The following is a 26,882-nucleotide window of genomic DNA, read 5'->3' as shown; positions in this document are numbered from 1 at the left end:
ACGGGTAACAGCATAGCAGGACGCTGAGGCCCTCCACCGCATCGGACACGCAGCCCGGGCGCGCCGCGCTTCGAGGTCCCCGTGTCAGTACCCGGCGACCGGGTCGACGACGCCGACGAAGCCCCCGCCGTCGCCCCCGAGGAACGCCGCGGCGTTGAGCCGGACGCGCTCGGCGAGCAGCGGTGCGACCATCTCCGGGGTGTCGGCCTGGTGCGGGGTGATGACCGCGCCGGGCTCCGACCAGAGCGGGTGCCCGTCGGGCAGCGGCTCGGGGTCGGTGACGTCGAGGCCGACCGCGGCGATCTCCCCCGCGCGCAGGGCGGCGACCAAAGCGTCGGTGTCGACGAGTCCGCCGCGGGCGATGTTCACGAGCCGGGCGGACGGCTTCATGATCCGGAACTGCTGCTCGCCGAAGAGCTTCGCGGTGCCCGAGGTCATCGCCGCCGCGATCATCACGACGTCGGCGTCCGGCAGGACCCGGTCGAGCTCGTCGGTGGTGACGGTCCGCGCGGCTCCGGGCACGGGCTCGGGCGAGCGGCGCACGACCGTGACGTCGACGTCGAACGGCGCGAGCAGCCGGAGGTACTCGAGGGCGATCCCGCCCGCACCGATCACGACGACGTTCCGCCCGTACAGCGAGACACCCTCGGGCTCGGTCGCCCACGACGACGCACGAGCGCGCTTCTGCAGGACCCGGAGCGTGCCGAGGGTCAACGCGAGCGCGTGCTCGGCGACCGGCTCCGCGTAGGCGCCCTTGGCCGAGGTGAACAGCACGCGGTCGCCGTGCTCCTGGATCAGGTGCGCGAAGGCGTCGACGCCGGCGAACGGCAGCTGCACCCAGCCCACCCCCGGCGCCGAGGACAGCGCGTCGGCGAGGCCGGCCGGGTCACGGGGGTCGAGCCAGACGACGCCGCGGGTGTCGGCGTCGAGCGGCGCGACGGTGCCGCCGGCCTCGGTCACGGCGTCCACGTGCAGGTCCGTCGGTTCCGGCAGCACGGCGACCGGCCCGGGCTGCGGGGCGTCGATCGGCAGCGGTGCGCCCGACGTGGGGACGACGGCGCGGTGGCCGCGGGGGCCCTGGGTTGTGGCGCTCACGCGTTCTCCTGACGGTCGGTGCGCGGGCCGGTGCCGGCGGCGAGCGGACGACGCGGCGCCGACGAACGGCGGGCCGCGGTCGGTGCCGGACGACGCTTCACGCCGCGGGCCGCGGTCGAGGCGAGGGTCTTCACGTAGGGGTCGACCGGGTTGTCGAGGACCTCGTCGAAGGTGCCGAGCCCGACGAGCCGGGCATCGGCCATCACGGCGACGCGGTCGGCGAGGGCGCGGGCCTCGCGCAGGTCGCTGGACACGACGACGGCGGAGAACTGTCGGCCGCGCTGCAGGGTCGCCAGGGCCTCGAGCACGGACTGCCGTACGAGCACGTCGACGCCGCGCGCTGGTTCGTCCGCGACCAGGAGCTGGGGTTCGAGCACGAGCGCCTTCGCCAGGGCGACGCGCTGGCGCTGCCCGCTCGAGAGCTCCCACGTGTTCAGGCGCATCGCCCCGAGCGGCAGGTGCACCGCGTCGAGCAGCCGGGCCACGATGAGCCCGGCCTCGCGCCGGTCGAACCGGCGGTCGCGGGCGTAGATCGGTTCGGCGACGGCTTCGCCCACGGTCAGGTCCGGGCTGAGCCGGTCGGCGCCGTCCTGCGGCAGGTACCCGATCCGGCCGCTCAGCCGTTCGAGCTTGCGCGACGAGGGACGGAGGCCCCGGGTCTTCTGGCCGAGCACGGTCAGCTCGCCGCCGACGATGTGCCGACGGAGGGCGCCCTCGCCCTCGCCGTGGGATCCGAGCTGGCCGGCGATGGCGGCGGCGAAGGTCGACTTGCCCGATCCCGACTCACCGAGCAGGGCGAGGATCTCCCCCTGCCGGACCGTGAGGCTCAAGCCGTCGACGGCCCGGATGGACTCGCCCCCGCGTCCGCCCCGGTACTCGATCGACACGTCGTCCGCGACGACCGCCGGTCCGTTGACCGCGATCATGGGTCCCCTTCCACGCCGCCCCCTGGCGGCGGTTCGCGACGGGCCGCCCTGGCAGGTCCGTCGTGCGTGCAGCAGTGGAGACGACCGCCCTGGAGGCCCGGCGTGCGTCGACGACGCTGGCCGGGCCTCCAGGGCGGGTCACGTCGGGTCAGGACCCGACGTTCTCCAGTCGCTCCAGCGTACGCCGTCGCTCCGCCTGCTCCGCTGGGTCCGGCACCGGCAGCGACGCGAGGAGCCGCTGCGTGTAGGGGTGCTGCGGCGCACCGAGGACCTGCGCCGTCGTGCCCGTCTCGACCAGGTCACCGCGGTACAGCACCGCGATCCGGTCGGACAGCGCGCCGACGACCGCGAGGTCGTGGCTGATGAACAGCGAGGCGAAGCCGAGGTCCTGCTGGAGCTCGAGGAAGAGCTCGAGCACCCGGGCCTGCACGGAGACGTCCAGCGCACTCGTCGGCTCGTCGGCGATGAGCAGCTTCGGCCGGAGCGCGAGCGACCGGGCGAGCGATGCGCGCTGGCGCTGCCCGCCGGAGAGCTCGTGCGGGTAGCGGTCGCCGTACGCGGCCGGCAGCTGCACGGCCTCGAGCAGCTCGTCCACCCGCTTGCGCGCGGCACGGGGGCTCGAGACCTCCTTGTGCACGACCAGCGGCTCGGCGACGCACTCGGCGATCGTCAGCAGCGGGTTGAACGAGGTCGCCGGGTCCTGGAACACGAACCCGATGTCCTTGCGCAGGTGCTTGAAGTCGCGTTCGCGGTACCCGAGCATCTCGGCGCCGAGCACCTTGAGCGAGCCGCCGGTGACCTTCGTCAGGCCCGCCATGGCCCGGCCGATGGTGGTCTTGCCCGAGCCGGACTCCCCCACCAGGCCGAGGACCTCGCCCGGACGGATCGCCAGGTCGACGCCCTTGACGGCCTTGAACGCTGGCGAACCGAGCCGCCCGGGGTACTCGATCTCGAGCCCCTTCGCCTCCACCAGCGGTGTGACGTCCTCGGAGATCGCGGCGCGCCGGGCCACCCCGGTGGACGCCTCGAGCCGGGGCACCGCCGCGAGCAGCCGCTTGGTGTAGTCGGCCTGCGGCGTCGCGAACAGTGCCGTCGCCGTGGCCTCTTCGACGATCTCGCCCTGGTACATCACGGCGACGCGGTCGGCCAGGTCGGCGACGACGCCCATGTTGTGCGTGATGACGACGATCGCGGTGCCGAACTCGTCGCGGCAGCGACGCAGCAGGTCGAGGATCTCGGCCTGCACCGTGACGTCGAGTGCCGTTGTCGGCTCGTCCGCGATGATGACGCTCGGCTCGAGAGCCAGTGCGCTCGCGATGACCACGCGCTGCTTCTGCCCACCGGAGAACTGGTGCGGGTAGTGGTCGACGCGGGTCTCGGGGTCGGGGATGCCGACGCGGCCGAGGTAGTCGATGGCCTTCGCCCGTGCTTCCTTCTTGGACACGCCGCCGTGGGCACGGAGCCCCTCGGCGATCTGCCACCCGACGGTGAAGACCGGGTTGAGCGCGGTCGACGGCTCCTGGAACACCATCGCGCCGGCGGTCCCGCGGAGCTCGCGGAGCTTCTGCGAGCCGACCGACACGACGTCGGTGCCGTCGAGCAGCACCGCGCCGCCGAGTGTCGCCGTCTCCGGCATGAGCCGCAGCATGCTGCGGGCCGTGACGGACTTGCCGGAGCCGGACTCGCCGACCAGGGCGAGGACCTCGCCGGGGCGGACGTCGAGGCTGACGCCCTTGACCGCGTCGACGGCGCCGCCGTCGGTCGCGAAGGTGACGGTCAGGTCGTCGACGACGACGACCGGCTCGGTGGTGGTGTCGCCCGGTTGCAGGCGGGTGGTCGGGGTCATGCGCCCGTCCCTTCCGTGTCGTTCCCGGCGGTGCGCGGTGCCTCGGGGTTGCGCGTGTCGCGGGGTGTGCCGGCGTCGCGCGTTTCGCGCGTCTCGCGCGTGTCGCGCGTTTCTCTCGTGGACACGAGCTGCTTCAGGCGTCGGCGTGCCCGCAGGCGGGGGTCGGAGATGTCGTTCAGGCTCTCGCCGATGAAGGTCACGCCGAGCACGAGCACCACGATCGCGACACCCGGGTAGACACCGGTCCACCAGACGCCGCTCGCGACGTCCGAGAGCGCGCGGCTCAGGTCGTAGCCCCACTCGGCACCGGACGTCGGACCGATGCCGAACCCGAGGAAGCCGAGGCCGGCCAGGGTCAGGATCGCGTCGCTCGCGTTGAGCGTCAGGATGAGCGGCAGCGAACGGGTCGAGTTCCGCAGGACGTGCCGCGTCATGATGCGCCACGGGTTCGTGCCCATCACGCGCGCCGACTCGACGAACGCGTCGTTCTTCAGCCGGACGGCCTCGGCACGGACCACGCGGAAGTACTGCGGCACGTACACGACGGTGATCGAGATCGCCGCCGCGATGATGCCGCCCGAGTAGCTCGAGTTGCCGCCGGAGATGACGATGGACACGATGATCGCGAGCAGCAGCGACGGGAACGCGTAGATGGCGTCGGCCACGACCACCAGGACGCGGTCGAGCCAGCCGCCCAGGTACCCGGAGACCATGCCGAGCAGGACACCGACGATGATCGAGACGATCACGGCGACGATGACGACGAGCACGGCCGTGCGGGCGCCGTAGAGCACGCGACTGAACACGTCGAAGCCGCCGACCGTCGTGCCCCAGATGTGCTCGGCACTCGGTGCGCCGGTGCGCGGGAAGCTCTGCCCGTCCGCGCCCTGCAGCTGGCCGAAGCCGTACGGGGCGAGGAGCGGGGCGAACACCGCGACGAGCAGGTAGAGGGCACAGATGACCACGCCGACGATGAGCATGGCGCGCTGCCAGCCGGTGCTCCGGCGCAGCTGGACCACCACGGGGAGCCGCTTCCAGAGCGGCTCGTGGCGGTCGACGAGGGTGGTGTCGGCCATCGTCAGAACCTCACTCTCGGGTCGATCAGGGCGGCGACGACGTCGACCATGAAGTTGGTCACCGCGACGATCACCGCCAGCATCGCGACGATGCCCTGCACCGCGACGAAGTCACGGGCCGACAGGTACTGGTTGAGCTCGAAGCCCAGACCGCGCCACCCGAAGGTCGTCTCGGTGAGCACCGAGCCGCCCAGGAGCATCGCGATCTGCAGCCCCATCACGGTGATGATCGGCACGAGGGCCGGACGGAACGCGTGGGTGCGCACCAACCGCGACTCGCGCACACCGCGGGACCGGGCGGCGTCGACGTACTCGGAGCCGAGCGACCCGATCATGTTCGCGCGCACCAGGCGCAGGAAGATGCCGGCGGTGAGCAGGCCGAGCGTCAGCGCGGGCAGGACGGCGTGCTGGAGCACGTCGCCGATGACCTGGGCGTTGCCGGTGCGGAGCGCGTCGATGATGTAGATGCCGCTCGCGCCGGGGATGCCGTCGAGGATGAGCGACACCCGGGTCGAGGCCCGGTCGCCGAGGGGCAGCCAGCCGAGCCACACCGAGAAGACGAGCTTGAGCAGCAGACCGCCGAAGAACACCGGCGTGGCGTAGGTCAGGATCGCCAGCGCGCGGAGCAGCACGTCCGGCCACTTGTCACGCGTGTACGCGGCGAGCATGCCGAGGGGGATGCCGAGCACCAGCGCGACGATGAGCGCGTAGAACACGAGCTCCGCGGTCGCACCGCCGTACGTGACGATGATGTCGGTGATCGGACGGTTGTCCGTCGACGAGGTGCCGAAGTCGCCGCGCAGGATGTTGCCGAGGTACTCGAAGTACTGCACGAGCACCGGCCGGTCGTACCCGGCGGCGTGCAGGCGTTCCTGCAGCTGGCTCGGCGTGAGTCGACCGCCGACCGACGCGGTGATCGGGTTCCCGATGACGCGCATCAGGAAGAACACGAGCGTCACCAGGATGAAGACGGTCGGGATGATGAGGAGGAACCTGACGAGGATGTACCGGCCGAGTCCGCCACCACTGTTCTTGGCACTGCGTTGTGCCTGTGGCTTGGTGGGATCGGTGCCGTTCACGTCCTGCGTCGCCTCGGGAGTGCTGAGGGTCACGGGGTGTGTGCCTTTCGTCGCCGTTGCACAGGCACGCGGGCGTTCCTCGTGGGAACGCCCGCGGCCTGCACGTGGGGCTTGGTGCTACTTGCTCAGGGTGGCGTACCGGAACTTGAACGAGGCGTCGAGGGTCAGGCCCTTGACGTCCTTGCCGGCGACCGCGACGGACTTGCCCTGCAGCAGCGGCAGCGTCGAGATCTGGGTGGCCTCGCGCTCCTGGGCCTGCTCGATCAGGTCAGCACGCTTGTCCGGGTCGGACTCGGCCTGCTCCTTCGCGATGAGGTCCTGGATCTCCGGGTCGTCGTAGTGGTTCTGGACGAAGTTCTCCTTGGTGAAGAACGGCGACAGGTAGTTGTCGGCGTCGGAGAAGTCCGGGAACCAGCCGAGCTGGTACACGGGGTAGGCGTCCTTGGTGCGCTCCTGGGCGTAGGTCGTGTAGACCGTCGACTGGATGTTGACGGTGAACAGACCGGAGTCCTCGAGCTGCTGCTTGAGCAGCGCGTACTCGTCGTCCGAGGCCGAACCGTAGTGGTCGGGCGCGTACTGGATGTCGAGCTGCACCTTGCCCTTGACGCCGGCGTCAGACAGCGTCTTCTTCGCCTTGGACACGTCCGCGCCGCCGTCGCCGTCGCCGTACATCTCCTTGAACGGCTGGACCGCGCCGGTCAGGCCGTCCGGGACCATCGAGTACAGCGGGGTGAAGGTGTCGTTGTAGACCTCCTTCGCGAGCTGGGCGCGGTCGACCACGTCGGCGGCTGCCTGACGCACGGCCAGGGCCTTCGCCTCGTCGGCGTCGTCCTGCCCGGTGCCGAACGGCTGCGTCTTGAAGTTGAAGACCACGTAGCGGATCTCGCCGCCGGGGCCGTCGGTGACCTTGAGGGAGTCGTCCTTGCGCAGGTCCGAGATGTCGGTCGGCGTCAGGGAGCGGTACGCCACGTCGACGTCGCCCTTCTGCACGGCGAGCTTGAGGTCGGTCTCCTTGGTGTAGTAGCTGGCGGTGACCTCGTCGGTCTTCGCCTTGCCGAGGAGGCCGTCGTACTTCGGGTTCGTCTTGTACTGGATCGTGTCGTTCTCCTTGTAGGAGCTGATCTGGTACTGCCCGGCGAACGCCTTGCCCTTGACGATGTCGTCGGCGCTGGTGAGCTTCGTCGCGCTGAAGACGTCCTCGTCGACGATCGGACCCGCGGGGCTCGAGAGCACCTGCGGCCAGGTCTGGTCGGCGTGGTCGAGGTTGAACACCACGGTGGTGTCGTCCGGGGTGTCGATGCTCTTGAGGTTGGCCAGCAGCGACTGCGGACCGTTCTCGTTGTTGATCTTCAGCTCGCGGTCGAACGAGAACTTCACGTCGCTCGACGTGAGCTTGTTGCCGTTCGCGAACTCGAGCCCGTCCTTGAGGGTGACCTCGTAGGTGGTCGGGTTCGTGAACTCCGCCTTCGTGGCGATGTCCGGTTCGACGTCCGGGCTCCCCACGGGCGTGTTCATCAGGAACGGGAACACCTGGTTCTGCACGGCGAAGGAGCCGTTGTCGTAGGAACCGGCCGGGTCGAGGGACGTGATCTTGTCCGTCGTCCCGATGCTCAGGCCGTTCAGTTCGGTGTCACTCACGCTGCTGCTCGCGCAGCCGGTCAGCACCAGCGCCGTCGCTGCTGCACCGGCGCCGAGCGCGATGCCGCGCTTGCCCCACTTGGTCACGGATGCCATGTCCGCTGCCTCTCTGGTCATGATTGCAAGAGTCCTGAGCCGGAGGGTGGAACGTCTGTGTGCCCGGCCAGGAACGCTCATTGGTATCACCCTGTCACGGAACAGAACGAACCGGGGGCGATTTGTTTACACCGCTGTAATGCACGGGCCCGCCGCGTGATGCATGATTCCGCCGGAGTCGAGCGGCGCGTCACGCACGAAAGTTGCGTGGTGCAACCGGGGCAGTCTGGCGCTCGAGAGCGCCTGTCGAGCGACGGTTCGTGCGATCACGCCCGCCCGGCCAGGAGGCCCGCCCCGCGACCGCCGCGCCCCCTCGCCCCCGCCGACTGGTCACGACTCACCGCCCGCCCCACCACGCGCGGTCACGTCCCGTCGGCCGGACCCCGGCCAACCGACACCCTGCGACCACTCGAGGCCCGACAGACGGCACGTCCTGACCACTCACCCTCGCCGAGGTCGCACGAACTGCCGCTCGCAGCCCCACCGTGCGACAGTTCGTGCGACCTCGGCGCGCACGCGGCGCGTCGTGCGACCTCGCCCCCTCGGCCGGGAGGCCCGCCCCGCGTCCGCCGCGCCCCACACCCCGCCGACTGGTCACGACTCCCCGCCCGCCCCACCCCACGCGGTCACGTCCCGTCGGCCGGACCCCGGCCAACCGACACCCTGCGACCACTCGAGGCCCGACAGACGGCACGTCCTGACCACTCACCCTCGCCGAGGTCGCACGAACTGCCGCTCGCAGCCCCACCGTGCGACAGTTCGTGCGACCTCGGCGAAGCGCACGCGGCGCGTCGTGCGACCTCGCCCCCTCGGCCGGGAGGCCCGCCCCGCGTCCGCTGCGCCCCTCGCCCCCGCCGACTGGTCACGACTCACCGCCCGCCCCACCGCGCGCGGTCACGTCCCGTCGGCCGGACCCCGGCCAACCGACAATCTGCGACCACTCGACGCCCCACACGCGGCACGTCCTGACCACTCACGGACCGCCGAGGTCGCACGAACCGCCGCTCACGGGCCTGCCGCGCGACAGTCCGTGCGACCTCGACGACACGCACGCGGCGCGTCGTGCGACCGGGGCCGACCGGGGCGACCTCGCGCACGCCCGGCACCAGCCGCGCGAAGAGCCCTAGGACGCCTCGGCGTCGGCGCGCAACCGCATCCGCTGTCCGTCGATGTCGACGAGCTGCCGCTGGATCTCGGCGCGACGCTCGGCCTGCTCGTGCGGGTCGGCGCGCTGCAGCTGCCCGAGCAACGAGGCCTTGCGGGCGAGCAGGTCGCGCTCGACCAGGGCCACGACGATGCTCCGGCAGTAGGCCGCCAGGTCCTCCGCGTTGCGCGCGGGGATGGGTGCGAGGGCGAGTTCGTGCGTCAGGGTTCGCAGCGGCGCCGGCACGTCGGCGAGCAGCCGGTCGAGCCAGTCCCCCGCGCCGATGACGTCGACGTTGGCGACCACGGCGTCCCGCACCGCGGCGAGCATCGGCGTCGAGAACGTGGCCGACGCGGCGAGCCCGAGCATCGGTGCGCCGACGGACGTGGGCTGCTGCACCATCGCCATCACGGCGTCGCGCTCCATGCGGCTGATCGGGTCGTTCGGCAGCGAGCGGATGCCGGCGACGGGCTCGTCGGGGGTGTCGGCCCCGTCGGTGCCGTTCCCGTTGCGGCCGTCGCGCCCGGCGCCTCCGGACCGGTCGTCCTGCCCGGCAGAGCCCGCACGGCGCCTGGCCGTCTCGACCGACCGACGGACCTCGGGGATCTCCATGCCCAGCCAGCCGGCGAGTTCGCGGACGTAGCCCTGCGTCAGCGAGCGGTCGCGGATGCCGGCGAGCACGGGCGCGGCCGCACGCAGGGCACCGACGCGCCCCTCGACGGTCTCGAGGTCGTGGCCGTCGAGCGTGCGGCGGATCATGAACTCGAACATCGGGCGCTTGTTCGTGACCAGGCGGCGGATGGCGTCGTCGCCGCGGGCGAGCCGGAGGTCGCACGGGTCGAGCCCGCCGGGTGCCACGGCGACGTAGGTCTGCGCCGCGAAGCGCTGTTCCTCCGCGAACGCACGAGAGGCGGCACGCTGCCCGGCCTCGTCGGGGTCGAACGTGAACACGACCTCACCGTTGGCGTTCGGGTCGGCGCCAGCCAGGTCGCCGAGCATCGGGCGGAGCACCTTGATGTGGTCGACGCCGAACGACGTGCCACAGGTGGCGACCGCGGTCGTGACGCCCGCGACGTGACACGCCATCACGTCGGTGTAGCCCTCGACGATGACGACCTGCTTCTGCTTCGAGATGTCGCGGCGGGCCAGGTCGAGCCCGTAGAGCACCTGGCTCTTGTGGTAGATCGGGGTCTCGGGCGTGTTGAGGTACTTGGGACCCTTGTCGTCCTCGAGCAGGCGGCGCGCCCCGAAGCCGATGGTGGCCCCGGTGACGTCGCGGATCGGCCACATCAGGCGCCCGCGGAACCGGTCGTACGGCGAGCGGTCACCCTGGCTGACGAGGCCGGCGGACACGAGCTCTTCCATCGTGAAGCCGCGCCCGCGCAGGTGGTCCTTGAGCATGTCGTAGGACTTCGGCGCGAACCCGACGCCGAAGTGCTGGGCGGCCGAGGGGTCGAACCCGCGCTCCCCCAGGAACCGGCGGGCGGGGTCGGCGGCGGCCGTGGTGAGCTGCCCCGTGAAGTACTCGAGCGCGGCTTCGTTCGCCGCGATCAGCCGGGCACGGGTGTTGTAGTCGGTGCGCGGCCCGTCGCCCTCTTCGTAGTGCAGGGTGAAGCCGATCTTCGCGGCCATGCGCTCGACGGCCTCGGCGAAGGTGGTGTGGTCCTGCGCCATGATGAAGCTGAAGACGTCGCCGTCCTCGCCGCAGCCGAAGCAGTGGTAGCGGCCGACCTGGGGCCGGACGTGGAACGACGGGGAGCGCTCGTCGTGGAAGGGGCACAGGCCCTTCATCGACCCGACGCCCGCGTGCTTCAGCGTGACGTAGTCGCCCACGACGTCGGCGATGTTGACACGCGAGCGGACCTCGTCGATGTCGTTCCGCGCGATCCTGCCAGCCACCCCTCGATCCTAGTTCGTGGGACCGACGTCGGCGGACCGGTCAGACGGCGATGTGGACCGGGTCACGGTCACCCACCACCAGACGTCGGTGCCAGGCGAGTGCGCCCTGGTCGGTCAGGCTCGCGACCTGGTCGACGACGGCGCGCAGTCGGCCGGTGTCGTCGTCCGCAGCGTGCCAGTCGGCGGCGAAGCCCGGCTCGAGGTCGGACGCACCGGTCGCCGCCAGCGCGTCGAGCAGTTCGGTGAGCACGCGACGCTGGTCCTCGTACACGGGCTGACGGTCGCCCTGGGTCATCACGAAGGCCGCGACGATGCCCTTGAGCACCGCGATCTCGCCGATGATCTCGGGCGGGGTGACGACCGACGCGGCGAACCGCACGAGCGATCCCGAGGCGTAGGACTCGCGGGTGGCCGTCGTGGCGGTGCGCGCGAAGCGTCCGATCAGCTGCGACGTCAGGTTCTTCAGGCGTGCGGCGTCACGGCGGGAGCCGTCGTACGCGGTCATCCAGAGCGGCAACTCGCGCAGGCGGTCGAACGCCTCGAGCAGCTCGTCGCGGCTCAGGTCGTCGCCGACCCAGGCGTGCATGGCGGTCACGATGTCGTTCTCACCGACGCGGTCGCCCAGGGCCGCGACGTCGATGAACCCGGCGACGACGGCGTCCTCGAAGTCGTGCACCGAGTACGCGATGTCGTCGGCGAGGTCCATGACCTGCGCCTCGATGCACCGCTGGCGGCGCGGCGCGCCGGCACGGAGCCACTCGAAGGCGTCGTGGTCGTCGTCGTAGAAGCCGAACTTGGTGCGCCCGGACGACGACTCCGACACCCCCTGCGCAGCGGGCCACGGGTACTTGCAGCTGGCGTCCAACGACGCACGGGTCAGGTTGAGCCCGAACGGACGGTCGACGTCGGCGCCGGGCCGGACGCCGTAGACCTTCGGCTCGAGCCGCGTCAGCAGCCGGAGCGTCTGCGCGTTGCCCTCGAAGCCACCGATGCCGGTCGCCCAGGCGTTCACGGCCGTCTCGCCGTTGTGCCCGAACGGCGGGTGCCCGATGTCGTGCGCCAGGCACGCGGTGTCGACCACGTCCGGGTCGAGTCCGAGCGAGTCGGCGAGCTCGCGGCCGACCTGCGCGACCTCGAGCGAGTGGGTCAGCCGGTTGCGGGCGAAGTCGAGCCCCGCGGTCGGGCTGAGCACCTGGGTCTTCGCTGCCAGGCGCCGGAGCGCACTGGAGTGCAGTAGTCGGGCGCGGTCACGGGCGAAGTCCGAGCGGCGGTTGCCGTGCTCCTCGGGGAGCCAGCGCTCCGCGTCCGCCGGGCCGTACGAGGCGGTGGCGCTCATCCGCCGCTGTGGTGCAGCTCGGCGGCGGCCAGGACCTTGCGGAACTCGGAGTCGACGTCGCGGCTCTCGAGCCAGCGGTCGGGCAGGGCGGTGCGCTTCGGGTGCCCGGCACGACCGCGCGGCCCCTCGGCGTCGGCACCCGGGTACGGCGCGTCGTGGTCGAGCTGGCCGAGGAAGTCGTCGATCTCCTGCAGGCTCGACGCCATCGCCAGGCCGGCCCGGACGTCGCTGCCGATCGGGTACCCCTTGAAGTACCAGGCCACGTGCTTGCGGATGTCGCGGCAGGCGTGCTCTTCGTCGCCGAAGAACTCGACGAGCAGCTCGGCGTGCCGGCGGAACCCGTCGGCGACCTCGCCCAGGGACGGCATGTACCGCAGCCCCTCGCCGCGGAACGCCGCGGCCAGGTCACCGAACAGCCACGGACGGCCGAGGCAGCCACGGCCGACGACCACGCCGTCGGCACCGGTCTCGTCGATCATCCGGAGCGCGTCGGCGGCCGACCAGATGTCGCCGTTGCCGAGGATCGGGATGTCGGTGACGGTCTCCTTCAGCGCGGCGATCGCCGACCAGTCGGCGTGCCCGGAGTAGTGCTCGCTCGCGGTGCGGGCGTGCAGCGACACCGCGGCGACACCGGCGTCGCGCGCGATGCGGGCGGCGTCGAGGTAGGTCAGGTGGTCCTCGTCGATGCCCTTGCGCATCTTCACCGTGACGGGGACGGCACCGGCGGCGCGCACGGTCTTGGTGACGAGTTCGCGGAAGAGGTCGAGCTTCCAGGGCAGGGCCGCGCCGCCGCCCTTGCGGGTGACCTTGGGCACCGGGCACCCGAAGTTCAGGTCGATGTGGTCGGCACGGTCCTCGCCCACCAGGATCGACGCCGCCTCGGCCACGGTCTTCGGCTCGACGCCGTACAGCTGGATCGACCGCGGGGTCTCGGACTCGTGGTGCTGGATGAGCTGCATCGACACGGGGGTCCGTTCGACCAGCGCACGCGAGGTGATCATCTCGCACACGTAGAGCCCGGCGCCGTACTCGCGGCACAGCCGGCGGTACGCCATGTTGGTGATCCCGGCCATCGGCGCGAGCACGACCGGCACGTCGACCTCGATCGGGCCGATGCGCAGGGGGCCGCCGACTCGCGAGGCGGGTGCTTGTGTGATCGTCATACCTGTCCCATCTTCCCACGTCGGTGCGCGCCGGTAGCGTTCTCCACATGACGACCGACGCCAGCACCCGGTTCGACGCCGACGCCCAGGCCCGTGGCCTGCCGGTCGAGGTGGTCGAACGCCCGGCCGCGGACTCCCTGCACGAGGCCGCCGGACTGCTCGGCATCGAGCCCGGCGACATCGTCAAGACCCTGGTGGTGAAGCGCCACGACGGCGGGTTCCTGCTCGCCCTGGTGCCCGGCGGCCGCAGCATCGCCTGGAAGAAGCTCCGCACGGTCGTCGGCGTCAACAAGCTCTCGATGCCCGACGCCACCACCGCGCTCGGGGCGTCCGGCTACGAGCGCGGCACCATCACGCCGATCGGTGCCACGGGCGACCTGCCGGTGTACGCCGACGAGCGCATCGTCGGCCGCCGCGTCGCCCTGGGTGCGGGCCGGCACGGCGCGAGCGCCTTCGTCGACGCCGATGCGCTCGTCGCCGCCTACGGCGCGACCGTCGCCGACATCACCGACGAGGAACCGCAGCGCGACTGACGCAGCCGTCAGTCCGGCACCTCGGACCAGTCGCCCTCGGCCCCGGCGAACGAGCCGGCGTCGATCAGGCACGCGTCGCCCTCGCAGACCGGCGCACCGCCGGGCGTGACGAGCGTCAGCAACGCGGGACGGGCCTCCAGGCCGGGAACGCCGGGAACGCCGGAAGCGGCGGAGAAGGCGCGAACGCCCGGCAGCCCCGTGAGCGCGTCCGGCACGGACGGGACCGACGTCACGGCCTGGAGGCGCACCGCGCCCTGGTCGCTGATGGTCATGTCCGTCATCGGGTCACCGCCACGTCCGCGCTCGCGTCGTCCGCGGCGCGCTCGGCCGCCGACGCGACCTCCTCCGGCGTGGTCTCGCGGAGCGCGACCACCTGGCGGAGCACCTGCTCGAACGCCGTGGGGTCCTGGGCGCCGGAGACGCCGTACTTGCCGTCGATCACGAAGAACGGCACGCCGTTGATCCCGTACGCCTCGGCCTGGGCCTGGTCGGCGCGGACCGCGGCGAGCTGGGCGTCGTCGCGCAGGGTGCTGAGGACCTCGTCGCGGTCGAGACCGATCTCCGCCGCCAGGTCGGCGAGCGAGGACTCCTGTCCGACGTGCTCACCGCGCTCGAAGTAGGCGGTGAACAGGCGCTCGACCATCTCGAGCTGCTTGCCGTGCTGCTTGGCGAGGTGGATGACCTGGTGGGCCTTCACGGTGTTGGTGTGGTGCATGGCCTCGAAGTCGTACTCGAGGCCGACGCCCGCGGCGATGGCAGTGACCTGGTCGAGCATCTGCTGCGCCTGGTCGACGGGCATGCCCTTGTGGCCCGAGAGGAACTCGGCCTCGGTGCCCTCGAAGTCGACGGGGGTGTCCGGGCTGAGCTCGAAGGAGTGGTACTCGACCTCGACGGGGCGGCCCTCGCTCGAGGCGCCGAACGCGGCGACGCCGGCCTCGAACTTGCGCTTGCCGATGTAGCACCAGGGGCAGGCGATGTCCGACCAGACATCGACCTTCACGGAGTCGTTCATGCTGACCCCAACGCGCTTGTGCGGCGCGCATTCCCGTCGCTGGCAGCAAGACACCGGTGTTCGCAGGTCGAACACCCGATTGGGGGTGTGCAACGCACGAACACCGGTGTCTTGCGGAGCCGCCGAACCCCTACGCGCCGAGCAACCGCTGCGCCAGGTACCCCTGCAGCTGGTCGAGCGAGACGCGCTCCTGGCTCATCGTGTCGCGCTCGCGCACCGTGACGGCCTTGTCCTCGAGCGTGTCGAAGTCGACCGTGATGCAGAACGGCGTGCCGATCTCGTCGTGGCGACGGTAGCGACGGCCGATGGCACCGGCGTCGTCGAAGTCCACGTTCCAGTTCTTGCGCAGGTCGTCGGCCAGGCCGCGGGCGACGGGCGAGAGCTGCTCGTTGCGCGACAGCGGCAGGACGGCGGCCTTCACCGGGGCCAGGCGCGGGTCGAGGCGCAGGACGGTGCGCTTGTCGACGCCGCCCTTCGCGTTCGGGGCCTCGTCCTCGTGGTACGAGTCGAGCAGGAACGCCATGAGTGCACGGGTCAGCCCGAACGACGGCTCGATGACGTACGGCACGTACTTCTCGTTGGCGGCCTGGTCGAAGAACCGGAGGTCCTGGCCGGACGCCTCGATGTGGTTGTTCAGGTCGAAGTCGGTGCGGTTCGCGACGCCCATCAGCTCGCCCCACTCCGAGCCGGTGAAGCCGAAGCGGTACTCGATGTCGGCGGTGGCGTCGGAGTAGTGCGCCCGCTCGCCGTCGGGGACGTCGAAGCGACGCAGGTTCTCGGGGTCGATGCCGAGGTCGGTGTAGAACGCCACCGAGTCGGCGATCCACTGCTCGTAGTGCTCCTGGGCCGAGGCCGGCGGGACGAAGTACTCGATCTCCATCTGCTCGAACTCGCGCGTGCGGAAGATGAAGTTGCCGGGCGTGATCTCGTTGCGGAACGCCTTGCCGACCTGGCCGATGCCGAACGGGGGCTTCATGCGGCTGGTCGTGACGACCTGCGCGAAGTCGACGAAGATGCCCTGGGCCGTCTCGGGGCGCAGGAAGTTCAGGCCCTCTTCGGACTCGACCGGGCCGAGGTAGGTCTTGAGCATCCCGGAGAACTCGCGGGGCTCGGTCCACTCGCCGCGGGTGCCGCAGTTCGGGCAGGCGATCTCGGCCATGCGGCCTTCGGGATCGCGGCCCTTCTTGGCGACGAACGCCTCGATCAGGTGGTCCTCGCGGAACCGGTGGTGGCAGTGCAGGCACTCCACCAGCGGGTCGGTGAAGGTCGCGACGTGGCCGGAGGCCTCCCACACCTTGCGGGGCAGGATCACCGCGGAGTCGAGGCCGACCATGTCCCCGCGGCCGCGGACGAACCGCTGCCACCACTGGCGCTTGATGTTCTCCTTGAGCTCCACACCGAGGGGCCCGTAGTCCCATGCGGAGCGGGAGCCTCCGTAGATCTCACCCGACTGGAAGACGAAGCCGCGGCGCTTGGCCAGGGCGATGACGCTGTCGAGACGGGAGGGCTGTGCCAAAGGGTGCTCCAGAGGTCGCCGAGCTGGGTGCTCGGTGCGGAAACGGTCCGGGCAAGACTACCGGCGTTCGTGGCCCGGGAGGCCCGCCACGGGTCCGCCCGCCCCGCTCACCTGCCCGACGTGGTCGGCCCCACCCCGCCCAGTGCGGCCACGACGTCGGTCACGTCGGACTCGTCGTTCCACAGGTGGAACGCGATGCGCAGCCGCCCGACACGCCCCGAGGCGGTGAGCCCCGAGGCAGTGAGGGCCCGGAGGGCCGACCCGTCGGCGTCCGCGAACGTCACGATCGCCTGCCCGTCGCCCTGCCGAGGCGACCCGAGGGCGTCGCACAGCCGATCCGCGAGACCGGTGGCGTGCCTCCAGACCGCCTGCTGGTCGAGCGCGACCGCGTGCTCGAGCGCGGCCACGGCACCGGGCCACGCCTGCCAGGCCGGCGAGACGTCGAAGCGACGCGCGTCGTCGGCCAGGTGCATGGCGGGGCCGTAGCAGGAGGACCACACGTCCGCTCCCGCGTACCAACCGGCCTGCACCGGGCGGAGTCGGCCGAGGGCGGTGTCGGAGAGCGTCATGAAGGCGACGCCGCGCGGCGCGCAGAGCCACTTGTAGGTGTGCGTGAGCGTCACGTCGAACGGTGTGGCGTCGACGGGCAGGACGCCGGCGGCCTGCGTGAGGTCGCAGAGGGTCAGGGCGCCGACGCGTCGGGCGGCGGCCACGACCGGGTCGGGGTCGGTGACCACGCCGGTCGCGGACTGCACCGCGGACCACGCGACGAGGGCGGTCTCGGGCCCGACGGACGCCGCGAGCCGCTCGAGCGGGACGCTCCGGACCCGGACGCCGCGGTGTGCCTGGGCGAGGAACGGGAAGACGACCGAGCTGAAGTCCCCGTCGGGGACGACCACCTCGGCGCCGTCCGGCAGCGCGTCGGCGACGACCGCGGCCATCACCGAGGTCTGCGAGCCCGTCGCGACGCGCTCCGCCGGGACGCCGACCAGCGCGGCGAAGAGCGCACGTCCCTGCTCGACCAGCGCGCCGTACCGGGCGGGCGACGTCTCGGCCCGGGACCACGCGTCGAGGTCGGCGCGCTGGGCGGCGAGGGTGCCGCGGGTCGGCAGGCCCGCGGTGCACGCCGCCAGGTAGCCGCGGCCGGCGGGGAAGGAGTCCATGCGGACAGCGTCCCGGTTCCCGAGCCATCACACCAGAGCCGGTTCGTTGTGCCACCGATAACATCGGATGATGGACGAGATCGATCCCCAGTTGCTCCGGGTCCTCCGCGCCGTGGCCGACGGCGGGTCGATCACCCGCGCTGCCGCCGCAATCGGGTCGAGCCAGCCGGCCGTCAGCCAGCTGCTGGCCCGGGCCGAGCAGCGTCTCGGCCACGCGCTGGTGCTGCGCGGCGGACGGGGCGCGACCCTCACGCACGCGGGGCAGGTGCTCGCCGACCACGCCCTGCACGTGCAGGCCGCGCTGACCGCGGCGCGGGAGGACCTCGACGCCGTCGGCGGACTCAGCCGTGGCCGGGTGCGACTCGCCGGGTTCCCGAGCGCGTCCTCCGCCCTCGTGCCCGCCGTGCTCGCCCGGCTCGCCGCGACGGCGCCCGGCGTGACGACCTCGTACGTCGAGGTCGAGCCGCCCGAGGCACTCGACCTGCTGCGCGGTGGCGAGGTCGACGTCGCCCTGACCTTCACCTACGTCGGCGACGAGGTCGGGACCACCCCGGACCCGAGCCTCGTCACCCGGGCACTCGGGCGCGACCCGCTCGCGCTGGTGACGCCGGTCGAGCCGGGAGGCTCTGAGCGACTCCGCCCCGCCGGCTCCACCGTCGTGGACCTCGCGTCCCACCGCGACGCCCGGTGGATCGGGGGCTGCCCGCGGTGCCGAGGGCACCTGCTCGCCTCGTGCGCGAGCGCGGGGTTCACGCCGGACATCGTGCTCGAGACGGACAACGCGGCCGCGGTGGTGGGGCTCGTCGCCGCCGGGCTCGGGGTGGCGCTGCTCCCCCGGCTGGCACTCGCGACGACGGTCATCCCCGCCGGTGTCGCGATCGACCCCGTGGACGACGAGCTGGCCCGGCGTGTCGAGGTCGTCGTCGCCCGTGGCGCCGACCGGGTGCCGAGCGTCCGTGCGGCGCTCGACGCGGTGCGCTCCGCGGCCCACCTGCTCGAGGGGCCGCTGCCGGGCTGAGGGGCCGGGCTCGGGGGCTTGGGCTCGGGCTCTGGCTTGGGCTTGGGCTAGGCCGTCGGGGTGTCGACCGCGCCGCCGTAGCGTCGGTCGCGGCTGGCGTACTCCTCGATCGCACCCCACAGGTCGGTGCGACGGAAGTCCGGCCAGAGCCGGTCGAGGAACACCATCTCGGCGTAGGCGGACTGCCACAGCAGGAAGTTGCTGGTGCGCTGCTCCCCCGAGCTCCGGAGGAACAGGTCGACGTCGGGCATCTCGGGCACGTACAGCCGCTTCGCCAGGGCCTTCTCGGTGACCTGGCTCGGCTTCAAGCGCCCGGCTGCGACGTCCTCGGCCATGCCCCGCACGGCGTCGACGATCTCGTTCCGGCCGCCGTAGTTCACGCACATCGTCAGCGTGAGGACGTCGTTGCCCGCCGTCATCCGCTCGGCGGTCTCGAGCTCGTCGATGACGCTCCGCCACAGCCGCGGACGCCGGCCTGCCCACCGCACCTTGACGCCCCACTGGTGCAGCTGGTCACGGCGACGGCGGATGACGTCACGGTTGAAGCCCATCAGGAACCGGACCTCTTCCGGGGAGCGCTTCCAGTTCTCCGTCGAGAACGCGTACGCCGACACGTGCCCGACGCCGATCTGGATCGCGCCGGCGACGACGTCGAGCAGTGAGGCCTCGCCCGCTTTGTGCCCCTCGATCCGGGTCAAGCCGCGGCCGTTCGCCCACCGGCCGTTGCCGTCCATGACGATGGCCACGTGCTCCGGCACGAACCGGGCCGGGATCGCCGGGGGCGTCTCGCCGGTCCAGTCGATCGGGCGGAACGGTTCGACGTCGTCGGGGCGGCGGGGGCTCATGCGGTGGGGGCTCCTTCGACAGCGGGATCAGGGTCGGGCTCGGGCACGGCGGGTGCCGGGGTCGAGGCCACCGCACGTGCTGTCGCCTCGGGTCCGCCGTGGGTCTGCGGCACCGGCATCGGGTGTTCGGAGCGGTCGACGTGCGGCAGGGACCGGAGCGATCGTTCCAGGTGCCACTGGGCGTAGGCCGCGACCACGCCGGAGGCCCGCGAACGTGTCCGCTCGTCGGTGGCGTCGACCGTCGCCCAGTCGCCGGCGAGCAGGGAGCCGAGCACCTCGAGCGTCGCCGGGTCGAGCCGCGGGGTCCCCGGGGGTGCCGCACGGTCGGCGACGACACCACCGAGCTGCACCACGAACGCCGAGTGCGGGCCGGGCTCCCCCGTCACCGCACAGTCGCTGAACGAGGGCGCCCACCCCGCGATGCTCATCGCGCGGAGCAGGTACGAGTCGAGGGTCGCGCTGGACTGGTGCTCACCGCGCGACAACGAGCGGAGCGCCCCCACGAGCAACAGGTACTGCTGCAGCCCCGCGTCGGCCTCGCTCAGTCGGTCGGCGGTCTCCACCATGGCGCTGGCCGCGGTGTACGCGCCGTAGTCGGCGACGATCTGGGCCCCGTACGCGCCGAGGGACTCCGCCTGGGTGACGATGTCGAGCGACCGGCCCTCGTAGAACTGGGCGTCGACGACCATGAACGGTTCGAGCCGGCTGCCGAACTTCGACGCCGTTCGTCGCACGCCCTTGGCCACGGCACGGATCTTGCCGTGCTGCCGCGAGAGCATCGTGACGATGCGGTCGGCTTCACCGAGCTTGTGGGTGCGCAACACGACGCACTCGTCCCGGTACAGCGGCATGCCCCCAGTATCCCCCGCCCCGCCGACAGCCGCGTGCGGCGCGGTGCGGAGGCGCTGCGACAAGACGCCGTCGTCTTCGCCGGACGCCGCGCACTCGTCGAGACGCCGCGACTTTCGGAGGCGCCTCGGCAACACGACGGCGTCTTGCGTCAGGCAGTGAACGTGCGCACAGACGGGAGGCGCGGTGCGGGACGGACCCGCGCCGCGCCTCCCGGGCCGGTTGCGTCTCAGGCGGAGACGAGCTCCGGCGCGTCGGCACCGGCCGCGGCACCCGCACGCACCGCGCGGTTCACCGCGGACACGATCGCCTTGAGCGACGCCGTCGAGATGTCGGCGTCGATGCCGACGCCCCACAGACGCACGCCGTCGACGTCGAGCTCGACGTAGGACGCGGCCTTCGCGTCACCGGAGGCGCTCATCGTGTGCTCCGAGTAGTCGTACAGCGTGACCTGGACGCCCTGCTCGGCGAGCACCTTCAGGAACGCGTCGATGGGACCGGTGCCGACGGCCTCGGCCGTGACCGCACCCTCGTCGACCCGGAGCGCCACGGACAGCGAGGTCGTTCCCTCGAAGTCGCTCGACGTCGCCGTCTTGGTGAGCTCGTACCGGCCCCACTTCTCGTCGTCGATCGACGCGGGCAGGTACTCGTCCTGGAACACGTCCCAGATGCGCTGCGACGAGAACTCGCCGCCCTCGGTGTCGGTGTGCCGCTGCACGACGCCGGAGAACTCGATCTGCAGCTTGCGGGGCAGGTCGAGGGCGTGGTCGGTCTTGAGCAGGTAGGCGACGCCGCCCTTGCCGGACTGCGAGTTGACACGGATGACGGCCTCGTACGAGCGGCCGATGTCCTTCGGGTCGACGGGCAGGTACGGCACCGCCCACTCGATCTCGTCGATGTCCTTGCCCGCGGCGGCGGCCTTGGCCTTCATCGCCTCGAAGCCCTTGTTGATGGCGTCCTGGTGCGAGCCGCTGAACGCCGTGTACACGAGGTCGCCCGCCCACGGCTGGCGCTCGGGCACCGGCAGCTGGTTGCAGTACTCGACGGTGCGCTTCACCTGGTCGATGTCGGCGAACGAGATCTCCGGGTCGATCCCCTGCGTGAACAGGTTCATCCCGAGGGCGACCAGGTCCACGTTGCCGGTGCGCTCACCGTTGCCGAACAGGCAGCCCTCGATGCGGTCGGCACCGGCCATGTAGCCGAGCTCGGCGGCCGCCACCGCGGTGCCCCGGTCGTTGTGCGGGTGCAGCGACAGGATGACGTCCTCGCGGTGGGCGAGGCGGCGGGACATCCACTCGATCGAGTCGGCGTAGACGTTCGGCGTGGCCATCTCGACGGTCGCGGGCAGGTTGATGATGACCTTGCGCTCGGGCGTCGGCTCGAAGACCTCGAGGACGGCGTTGCAGATCTCCAGTGCGACCTCGAGCTCGGTGCCCGTGTAGGACTCCGGCGAGTACTCGTAGTAGATCGTCGTGTCGTGCTGCAGCGTGGCTTCGGCCGCCTTGCAGAGCTTCGCACCGGTGACGGCGATGTCCACCACGCCCTGCACGTCGGTGCGGAAGACGACCTCGCGCTGCACGATGCTCGTCGAGTTGTACAGGTGGACGATGGCCTGCTTCGCGCCGTCGATCGCCTCGTAGGTGCGCTGGATGAGGTGTTCGCGCGCCTGGGTCAGGACCTGGACGGTGACGTCGTCGGGGATCGCGCCCTCGTCGATCAGCGACCGGACGAAGTCGAAGTCGGTCTGCGAGGCGCTCGGGAACCCGACCTCGATCTCCTTGTAGCCCATCCGGACGAGGAGGTCGAACATCGCCCGCTTGCGCTCGGCGTCCATCGGGTCGATGAGTGCCTGGTTGCCGTCACGCAGGTCGACCGCACACCAGCGCGGTGCCTTGTCGATGCGCTTCGTGGGCCAGGTCCGGTCCGGCAGGTCGACGCTGATCTGCTCGTGGAACGGGACGTACTTGTGGATCGGCATCCCGGAGGGCTGCTGGCTGTTCTGCATCGTTCTTCGCTTTCGTCGCGTGTTCGTGAGCTGTTGTGGTGCGGCCACGACGGACTCCGCGACGAGGTGGGCCGGAGTGTCAGGCCTCGTCGCGGCAGCGAAGGAGGAGGAGTGCCGAGTACATCGGGACCCACGGTAGCACCGGAGCAGCGGGCTGGCGCAAGCGTGTGACGCAGGACTGCCCGGCGCCGTCGAACGGGGCGCCGAGTGGTCGAGACGTGCCGCGGGCCGGTCGCCGAGTGGTCACGTTGTGTCGCCCGGCCCGCGTCCAGACGACGGTTCGTGGCACCTCGGCGAACGTGAGCGGCGTGGCGGGGCCGGGCAGGGCACGTCGGCGCGACCCCACGACGGACGGGAGGCCCGGTGCCAGCTGGCACCGGGCCTCCCGTGTCGTCGCGTGGTGCGACCAGGGCGACGGGTCAGTCGACCGCGAGGGCCTCGGTCGGCGGGACGCGCATCGCGCGCCGCACCGGGGCGATGGTGGCGACGACCGCCAGGACCAGTGCGCCGATCACGACGATGCCGATGGTCAGCGGCGGCAGCACCGGCGCCACGGGCGTCCCGAGCGAGCCGAGGAGCGTCTGCCCGCCGACCCAGCCGTACAGCGTGCCGAGTGCGAGCCCCGCGACGACGGCCGCGACGACCATCTGCACGGCCTCGGTCACGATCATCCGTCGGACCTGCGCACCGGTCAGGCCGAGCACCCGCAGCAGCCCGAGCTCGCGTCGACGCTGGAGCACCCCGAGCGCCAGGGCGTTCACGACGCCGACGGCGGCGATCACGGCGGAGAACCCGACGATCACGCTGACGACGGCGTTGATCTGCACGAAGAGGTCGCGCTGCGCCTCGATCATCTGCGGGGTGGCGCTCCCCGCGCTCATGGCCCGCATCTCGGTCTCGAGCACGTGCTGCATGATGCCGAGCGCGACCGCGAAGGTGACGAGCAGGGTGACGCCGATGACGAGCCCGATGGTCGCCCGCGAGGACCTTCCCGGTGCCCGCATCGCGTTCCGTCCGGCGAGCAGGATGACGGGATCGTTCGAGCCGATGCGGCCGATCAGCTGCAGCACGGGCGGCATCACGATCGTCGCCCCCACGGCGACCCCCGCGAAGGACACGAATCCGCCGAGCGCCGCCGGCAGGACCGCGACCGGGGACAGCGAGCTCACCGCGAGCCCGAGCAGCATGAGCACCGCGCCGCCGGCCATGAGCACGATCGACCAGACCTTGCGGGCCGTACCGGACCGGACGTCGTCGTGGCTCGGCTCGACGGACGACGACAGCGCTTCGAGCGGGGTGACGGTGAGCACGCGGCGCGACCCTGCAGCGAAGGCCCCCCAGGTGGCGAGGACGACGGCCACGACCGGCAGGACGAGCTCCCACGGCACGTACGTGTACTCGGCGTCGGGCAGGACCCCGTTGCCCCGCAGGACGATGACGAACAGGGCCGAGAGCGCGGTGCCCACGACGGCGCCGACGACCCCGCCGAGCACGCCGACGACCAGGCCCGTGCGGGTGATCCGCGCCCGCAGGGTCGCACCGGTCGCGCCGACCAGCCGCTGCAGGGCGATGATCCGGGTCTGTCCGGCGATCAGGGTGGCGCAGGTGTTCGCGGTGACGATCGCGCCGACGTAGAGCGCGATGCCGAGGAACAGCCACCCGACCACCGACAGGATCGCCTTGATCGGGCCGAGGTCGGCGACCCCGGCGGCTCGGAGCGCCTCGGTCACGATCCCCGGCGCGATGACGAGGGCTGAACCGAACGTGGTGCCGAGGGCGGCGACCAGGACGGTGGGGGCGAAGGAGCGGACGCCGTTCACGCTGCTGCCTCCATCCCGAGCATCGTCGTGGAGATCGCGCCGGCGTCCATCGCGGGGCGGTCGGCGACGATCCGGCCGTCGGCCAGGAACAGGATCCGGTCGGCGTTCGCGGCCGCCACCGGGTCGTGCGTGACCATGACGACGCTCTGGCCCCACTCCTGGACGGCACCGCGGAGGATCGCGAGCACGTCGCGCCCCGTGCGGGAGTCGAGCGCGCCCGTCGGTTCGTCGGCGACGACCACCGCCGGCCGCGAAGCGAGTGCCCGTGCGATGGCGACGCGCTGCTGCTGCCCGCCAGAGAGCTGGTGCGGACGATGGGTCAGCCGGTTGCCGAGCCCGAGCATCTCGACCAGCCGGTCGATCCAGGCGGTCTCCTCACGCGAGGGCTTGTGCCCACCGAGCAGGAACGGCAGCCGGATGTTCTCGCTGACGTCCAGCGTCGGGACGAGGTTGAACGACTGGAACACGAAGCCCAGCCGACGACGACGCAGCTCGGTGAGGTCCTTGTCGCCCAGGGCCGTGATGTCGACGCCGTCGATCTGGATCCGGCCGGTGGACACGGCGTCGAGGCCGGCCGCGACGTGCATGAGCGTCGACTTGCCGGACCCGGACGGGCCCATCACCGCGGTGAACTCCCCCGCGCCGATGTCGACGCTGACGTCGTCGAGCGCGGTCACACGTCGGGCGTCGTCGCCGTAGTGCTTGGACACGTGGTCGAGGCGGATGATCGGGGCGTGGCTCGTGGTCATGCATCCACGATGGCGGTCAGCGGTCCTGTCCCGCGTCGCCCGTTCGGCTCCTGTGGATCGTCCGCTCGGCTCGGTTGTCTGTGGAGGGGTCATCCCCGCGGATGACCCGGCGTCAGTCGGCCTTGGTGACGAGCCCGTGTTCGTGGGCGAAGACGACGAGCCGCACCCGGTCGCGGAGCTCGAGCTTCGTCAGGACCCGCGAGATGTGCGTCTTCACGGTCGCCTCACTGACGTACTCGTGCTGGGCGATCTCGCTGTTGCTGAACCCCCGGGCGGCCAGGTCGAAGATCTCGCGCTCACGCGGGGTGAGGTCGGCGAAGGCCGCGGGGACGGCGGCGGCGCGGCCGACCGAGTCGTCGTACCGGCGCAGGAGCTCCCGCGTGGCCGACGCGGCGAACACCGCGGTGCCGGCGTGCACGGTCCGGACCGCCGCGAGCAGGAACTCGGGGTCGGCGTCCTTGAGCACGAACCCGCTCGCGCCTGCGCGGATGGCCTTGGCGGCGGCCTCGTCGAAGTCGAACGTGGTCAGCACGAGGACCTTGGCGCCGTCGGTGCCGGACTGCTCGACGATGTGACCGGTCGCCGTGATGCCGTCCATCACGGGCATCCGGACGTCCATCAGCACCACGTCGGGACGGGTGCGTCGGACGAGTTCGACCCCCTCGGCACCGTCGCCCGCCTCGCCGACGAACCGCAGGTCGGGCTGCGAGTCGATGAGCATCCGGATACCGGTGCGGAACAGCGCCTGGTCGTCGACGAGGGCGACGCGGATCGAGTGCTCGTCGGTCGGGATCGTGGTCATCGGGCGGTGCGCTCCTGCTCGGTCGGGGTGATCCGGCCCCGGGGCATCTGCCCGCTGGCCGGGACGGTCGGCATCCGGACGGCGACCGCGAAGTCGTCCCCTCGGGCCCCGGCGGTCATGGTGCCGCCGGTCATCACGGCGCGCTCGCGCATGCCGACCAGGCCGTGGCCCGTGCCGGGGCCGCGGACACCGTCATCGGCACGGCGGTTCACGACGGCGATCTCGACCGTGTCCGGCCGGTAGGTCAGAGCGGCACGCACCGGGCTGCCGGGCTCTCCGTGCTTGTAGGCGTTCGTCAGGCTCTCCTGCACGATCCGGTAGACCGCGAGCTGCGTGGTGGTCGGCAGCCCCGCGGGATCGCCCTCGCGCTCCACGCGCACGTCGAGCCCGAGCTGCCGCATCTCGTCGACGAGCCGGTCGATGTCGTCGATCTCGGGCGTCGGCGCGGTCCCCTGCTCGTGCCGGAGCGCGCCGAGGAGTTCGCGCACGTCACCGAGGGCTCGCCGGGCCGTGGCCGAGATGGTGCTGAGGGCCTGGTCGGCCACCGCGGGGTCGGCCTTCAGGGCGTACCGGGCGCCGTCGGACTGCGCGATGACCACCGCGAGCGAGTGCGCGACGATGTCGTGCATGTCGCGGGCGATCCGCACGCGCTCCTGCTCGACCGCGACGGCCCGGTCGGCCCGCGCGGCGTCACGTTCGGCGAGGAGCTGGGCCTCACGACTCATGCTCGCCGAGCGACGGGTCCGGACCACGAGTCCGGCGAGCCACGGCAGCAGCAGCAGGAGCAGGACGACGGCGAAGAACGAGAGCGTGACCTGCAGGGACTCCTGCAGTGGCGTGGAGGCGGTCTCGTAGGTGAGCCGGTTCTGGTAGTCGTCGAAGCCCATGTACGCCGCCGCAGCCACGGACCCGACGATCGCCGACACGAGCCCGGCCAGCCGCACACGGCGGCTGCCGTACGCACTCGTCGTGTACATGACGCCGGCGATGAACGCGTTCGACACGTCCGGTACCTGCAGGGTGACCATCTCGAAGACCGCGAACACCCACGCCACGGCCAGGGCGAGCCCGGGTGACAGGCGCCGGAGTGCCAGGGCGCCGGTCATCCCGACGACGGTGACCACGGACAGCGGCCCGTCGAGCCCGCGCCCGCTGGCGACCAGCACGAGGCCGCCGAGCAGCACGGCGATCAGCAGGTCGGTGATGACCTGCGCGCGCAACATGGGACGGAACACCCGTCCACGGTACGGCGGGCCACTCGTCCCCGCGTCC

The 26,882-nt window shown here is 71.7% G+C and carries 22 protein-coding genes; 2 read left to right on the top strand and 20 right to left on the bottom strand.

All coding sequences use genetic code 11. The features are described from left to right. Positions 1-84: 84 nt before the first annotated feature. The 9 genes from DEJ08_RS07835 to dusB form a co-directional block, all read right to left on the bottom strand. Complete coding sequence (locus tag DEJ08_RS07835; protein ID WP_258367255.1) at positions 85-1,095, bottom strand: D-isomer specific 2-hydroxyacid dehydrogenase family protein; 1,011 nt, start codon at positions 1,093-1,095, stop codon at positions 85-87. Then, complete coding sequence (locus DEJ08_RS07830; RefSeq protein WP_111055382.1) at positions 1,092-2,021, bottom strand: ATP-binding cassette domain-containing protein; 930 nt, start codon at positions 2,019-2,021, stop codon at positions 1,092-1,094. The genes DEJ08_RS07835 and DEJ08_RS07830 overlap by 4 nt, the downstream gene beginning before the upstream one ends. A gap of 148 nt (positions 2,022-2,169) precedes the next feature. Beyond that, positions 2,170-3,867 carry an ABC transporter ATP-binding protein gene (locus DEJ08_RS07825; RefSeq protein WP_110864663.1) on the bottom strand — a complete coding sequence of 566 codons (1,698 nt, stop codon included), beginning with the start codon at positions 3,865-3,867 and terminating at the stop codon, positions 2,170-2,172. Then, the gene (locus tag DEJ08_RS07820; RefSeq protein WP_111055383.1) at positions 3,864-4,943 is read right to left on the bottom strand and encodes an ABC transporter permease; all 1,080 of its coding nucleotides are present in this window, start codon (positions 4,941-4,943) and stop codon (positions 3,864-3,866) included. Before DEJ08_RS07820 ends, DEJ08_RS07825 begins: the two co-directional genes overlap by 4 nt. Before the next feature lie 2 nt (positions 4,944-4,945). Further along, positions 4,946-6,055: an ABC transporter permease gene (locus DEJ08_RS07815; protein ID WP_502869455.1), complete on the bottom strand. Its 1,110-nt coding sequence runs from the start codon at positions 6,053-6,055 to the stop codon at positions 4,946-4,948. 84 nt (positions 6,056-6,139) lie between these two features. Then, entirely contained in the window at positions 6,140-7,756 is a 1,617-nt protein-coding gene (locus DEJ08_RS07810; RefSeq protein WP_071405356.1) for an ABC transporter substrate-binding protein, read from the bottom strand. 1,123 nt (positions 7,757-8,879) lie between these two features. After that, the gene (gene dnaG, locus DEJ08_RS07805; RefSeq protein WP_111055591.1) at positions 8,880-10,799 is read right to left on the bottom strand and encodes a DNA primase; all 1,920 of its coding nucleotides are present in this window, start codon (positions 10,797-10,799) and stop codon (positions 8,880-8,882) included. A gap of 40 nt (positions 10,800-10,839) precedes the next feature. Beyond that, positions 10,840-12,135, bottom strand: coding sequence for a deoxyguanosinetriphosphate triphosphohydrolase (locus DEJ08_RS07800; protein ID WP_111055590.1), 1,296 nt, complete (start codon positions 12,133-12,135; stop codon positions 10,840-10,842). Beyond that, positions 12,132-13,298: a tRNA dihydrouridine synthase DusB gene (dusB, locus tag DEJ08_RS07795; RefSeq protein ID WP_111055589.1), complete on the bottom strand. Its 1,167-nt coding sequence runs from the start codon at positions 13,296-13,298 to the stop codon at positions 12,132-12,134. The genes DEJ08_RS07800 and dusB overlap by 4 nt, the downstream gene beginning before the upstream one ends. A gap of 47 nt (positions 13,299-13,345) precedes the next feature. On the opposite strand from dusB, the gene DEJ08_RS07790 reads away from it, so the two are divergent. Next, the gene (locus DEJ08_RS07790; RefSeq protein ID WP_111055588.1) at positions 13,346-13,831 is read left to right on the top strand and encodes an aminoacyl-tRNA deacylase; all 486 of its coding nucleotides are present in this window, start codon (positions 13,346-13,348) and stop codon (positions 13,829-13,831) included. Positions 13,832-13,839: 8 nt separating this feature from the next. Here DEJ08_RS07790 and DEJ08_RS07785 read toward each other — a convergent pair whose 3' ends face one another. The 4 genes from DEJ08_RS07785 to DEJ08_RS07770 form a co-directional block, all read right to left on the bottom strand. After that, positions 13,840-14,103 (bottom strand): hypothetical protein, encoded by a 264-nt coding sequence (locus DEJ08_RS07785; protein WP_146248572.1) that lies wholly within the window; start codon positions 14,101-14,103, stop codon positions 13,840-13,842. Positions 14,104-14,108: 5 nt separating this feature from the next. Beyond that, positions 14,109-14,843: a DsbA family oxidoreductase gene (locus DEJ08_RS07780; RefSeq protein ID WP_111055586.1), complete on the bottom strand. Its 735-nt coding sequence runs from the start codon at positions 14,841-14,843 to the stop codon at positions 14,109-14,111. A 130-nt stretch (positions 14,844-14,973) separates the two neighbouring features. Then, a complete protein-coding gene (locus DEJ08_RS07775) occupies positions 14,974-16,359 on the bottom strand; it encodes a glycine--tRNA ligase (protein WP_071405363.1) in 1,386 nt (461 codons plus the stop codon). 107 nt (positions 16,360-16,466) lie between these two features. Next, positions 16,467-17,522 carry an aminotransferase class V-fold PLP-dependent enzyme gene (locus tag DEJ08_RS07770; protein ID WP_111055585.1) on the bottom strand — a complete coding sequence of 352 codons (1,056 nt, stop codon included), beginning with the start codon at positions 17,520-17,522 and terminating at the stop codon, positions 16,467-16,469. Between the two features lie 70 nt (positions 17,523-17,592). On the opposite strand from DEJ08_RS07770, the gene DEJ08_RS07765 reads away from it, so the two are divergent. Beyond that, on the top strand, positions 17,593-18,540 hold the full coding sequence (locus DEJ08_RS07765) for a LysR family transcriptional regulator (RefSeq protein ID WP_258367305.1): 948 nt from the start codon (positions 17,593-17,595) through the stop codon (positions 18,538-18,540). Positions 18,541-18,587: 47 nt separating this feature from the next. Here the strand turns inward: DEJ08_RS07765 and DEJ08_RS07760 are convergent, their stop codons facing one another. The 7 genes from DEJ08_RS07760 to DEJ08_RS07730 all read right to left on the bottom strand — a co-directional run bounded on the left by DEJ08_RS07760 (position 18,588) and on the right by DEJ08_RS07730 (position 26,845). Beyond that, positions 18,588-19,385: an isoprenyl transferase gene (locus DEJ08_RS07760; protein ID WP_071251399.1), complete on the bottom strand. Its 798-nt coding sequence runs from the start codon at positions 19,383-19,385 to the stop codon at positions 18,588-18,590. Continuing rightward, positions 19,382-20,236, bottom strand: coding sequence for a DNA repair protein RecO (gene recO / locus DEJ08_RS07755; protein ID WP_111055583.1), 855 nt, complete (start codon positions 20,234-20,236; stop codon positions 19,382-19,384). Before recO ends, DEJ08_RS07760 begins: the two co-directional genes overlap by 4 nt. Positions 20,237-20,463: 227 nt before the next feature. Continuing rightward, on the bottom strand, positions 20,464-22,239 hold the full coding sequence (gene leuA / locus DEJ08_RS07750) for a 2-isopropylmalate synthase (protein WP_111055582.1): 1,776 nt from the start codon (positions 22,237-22,239) through the stop codon (positions 20,464-20,466). Between the two features lie 419 nt (positions 22,240-22,658). Continuing rightward, positions 22,659-24,059, bottom strand: a complete 1,401-nt coding sequence (locus tag DEJ08_RS07745; RefSeq protein WP_111055581.1) for an ABC transporter permease — start codon at positions 24,057-24,059, stop codon at positions 22,659-22,661. Then, complete coding sequence (locus tag DEJ08_RS07740; protein WP_111023148.1) at positions 24,056-24,808, bottom strand: ABC transporter ATP-binding protein; 753 nt, start codon at positions 24,806-24,808, stop codon at positions 24,056-24,058. The genes DEJ08_RS07745 and DEJ08_RS07740 overlap by 4 nt, the downstream gene beginning before the upstream one ends. A 112-nt stretch (positions 24,809-24,920) precedes the next feature. After that, on the bottom strand, positions 24,921-25,610 hold the full coding sequence (locus tag DEJ08_RS07735) for a response regulator (RefSeq protein ID WP_035808237.1): 690 nt from the start codon (positions 25,608-25,610) through the stop codon (positions 24,921-24,923). Beyond that, positions 25,607-26,845, bottom strand: coding sequence for a sensor histidine kinase (locus DEJ08_RS07730; protein ID WP_220035478.1), 1,239 nt, complete (start codon positions 26,843-26,845; stop codon positions 25,607-25,609). The genes DEJ08_RS07735 and DEJ08_RS07730 overlap by 4 nt, the downstream gene beginning before the upstream one ends. Positions 26,846-26,882 lie beyond the last annotated feature (37 nt).

This window comes from Curtobacterium sp. MCLR17_054, from assembly GCF_003234335.2.
GTDB lineage: Bacteria > Actinomycetota > Actinomycetes > Actinomycetales > Microbacteriaceae > Curtobacterium > Curtobacterium flaccumfaciens.
Note: the sequence above shows the minus strand (reverse complement) of the source record. Positions and strands in the feature narration are given on the sequence as shown.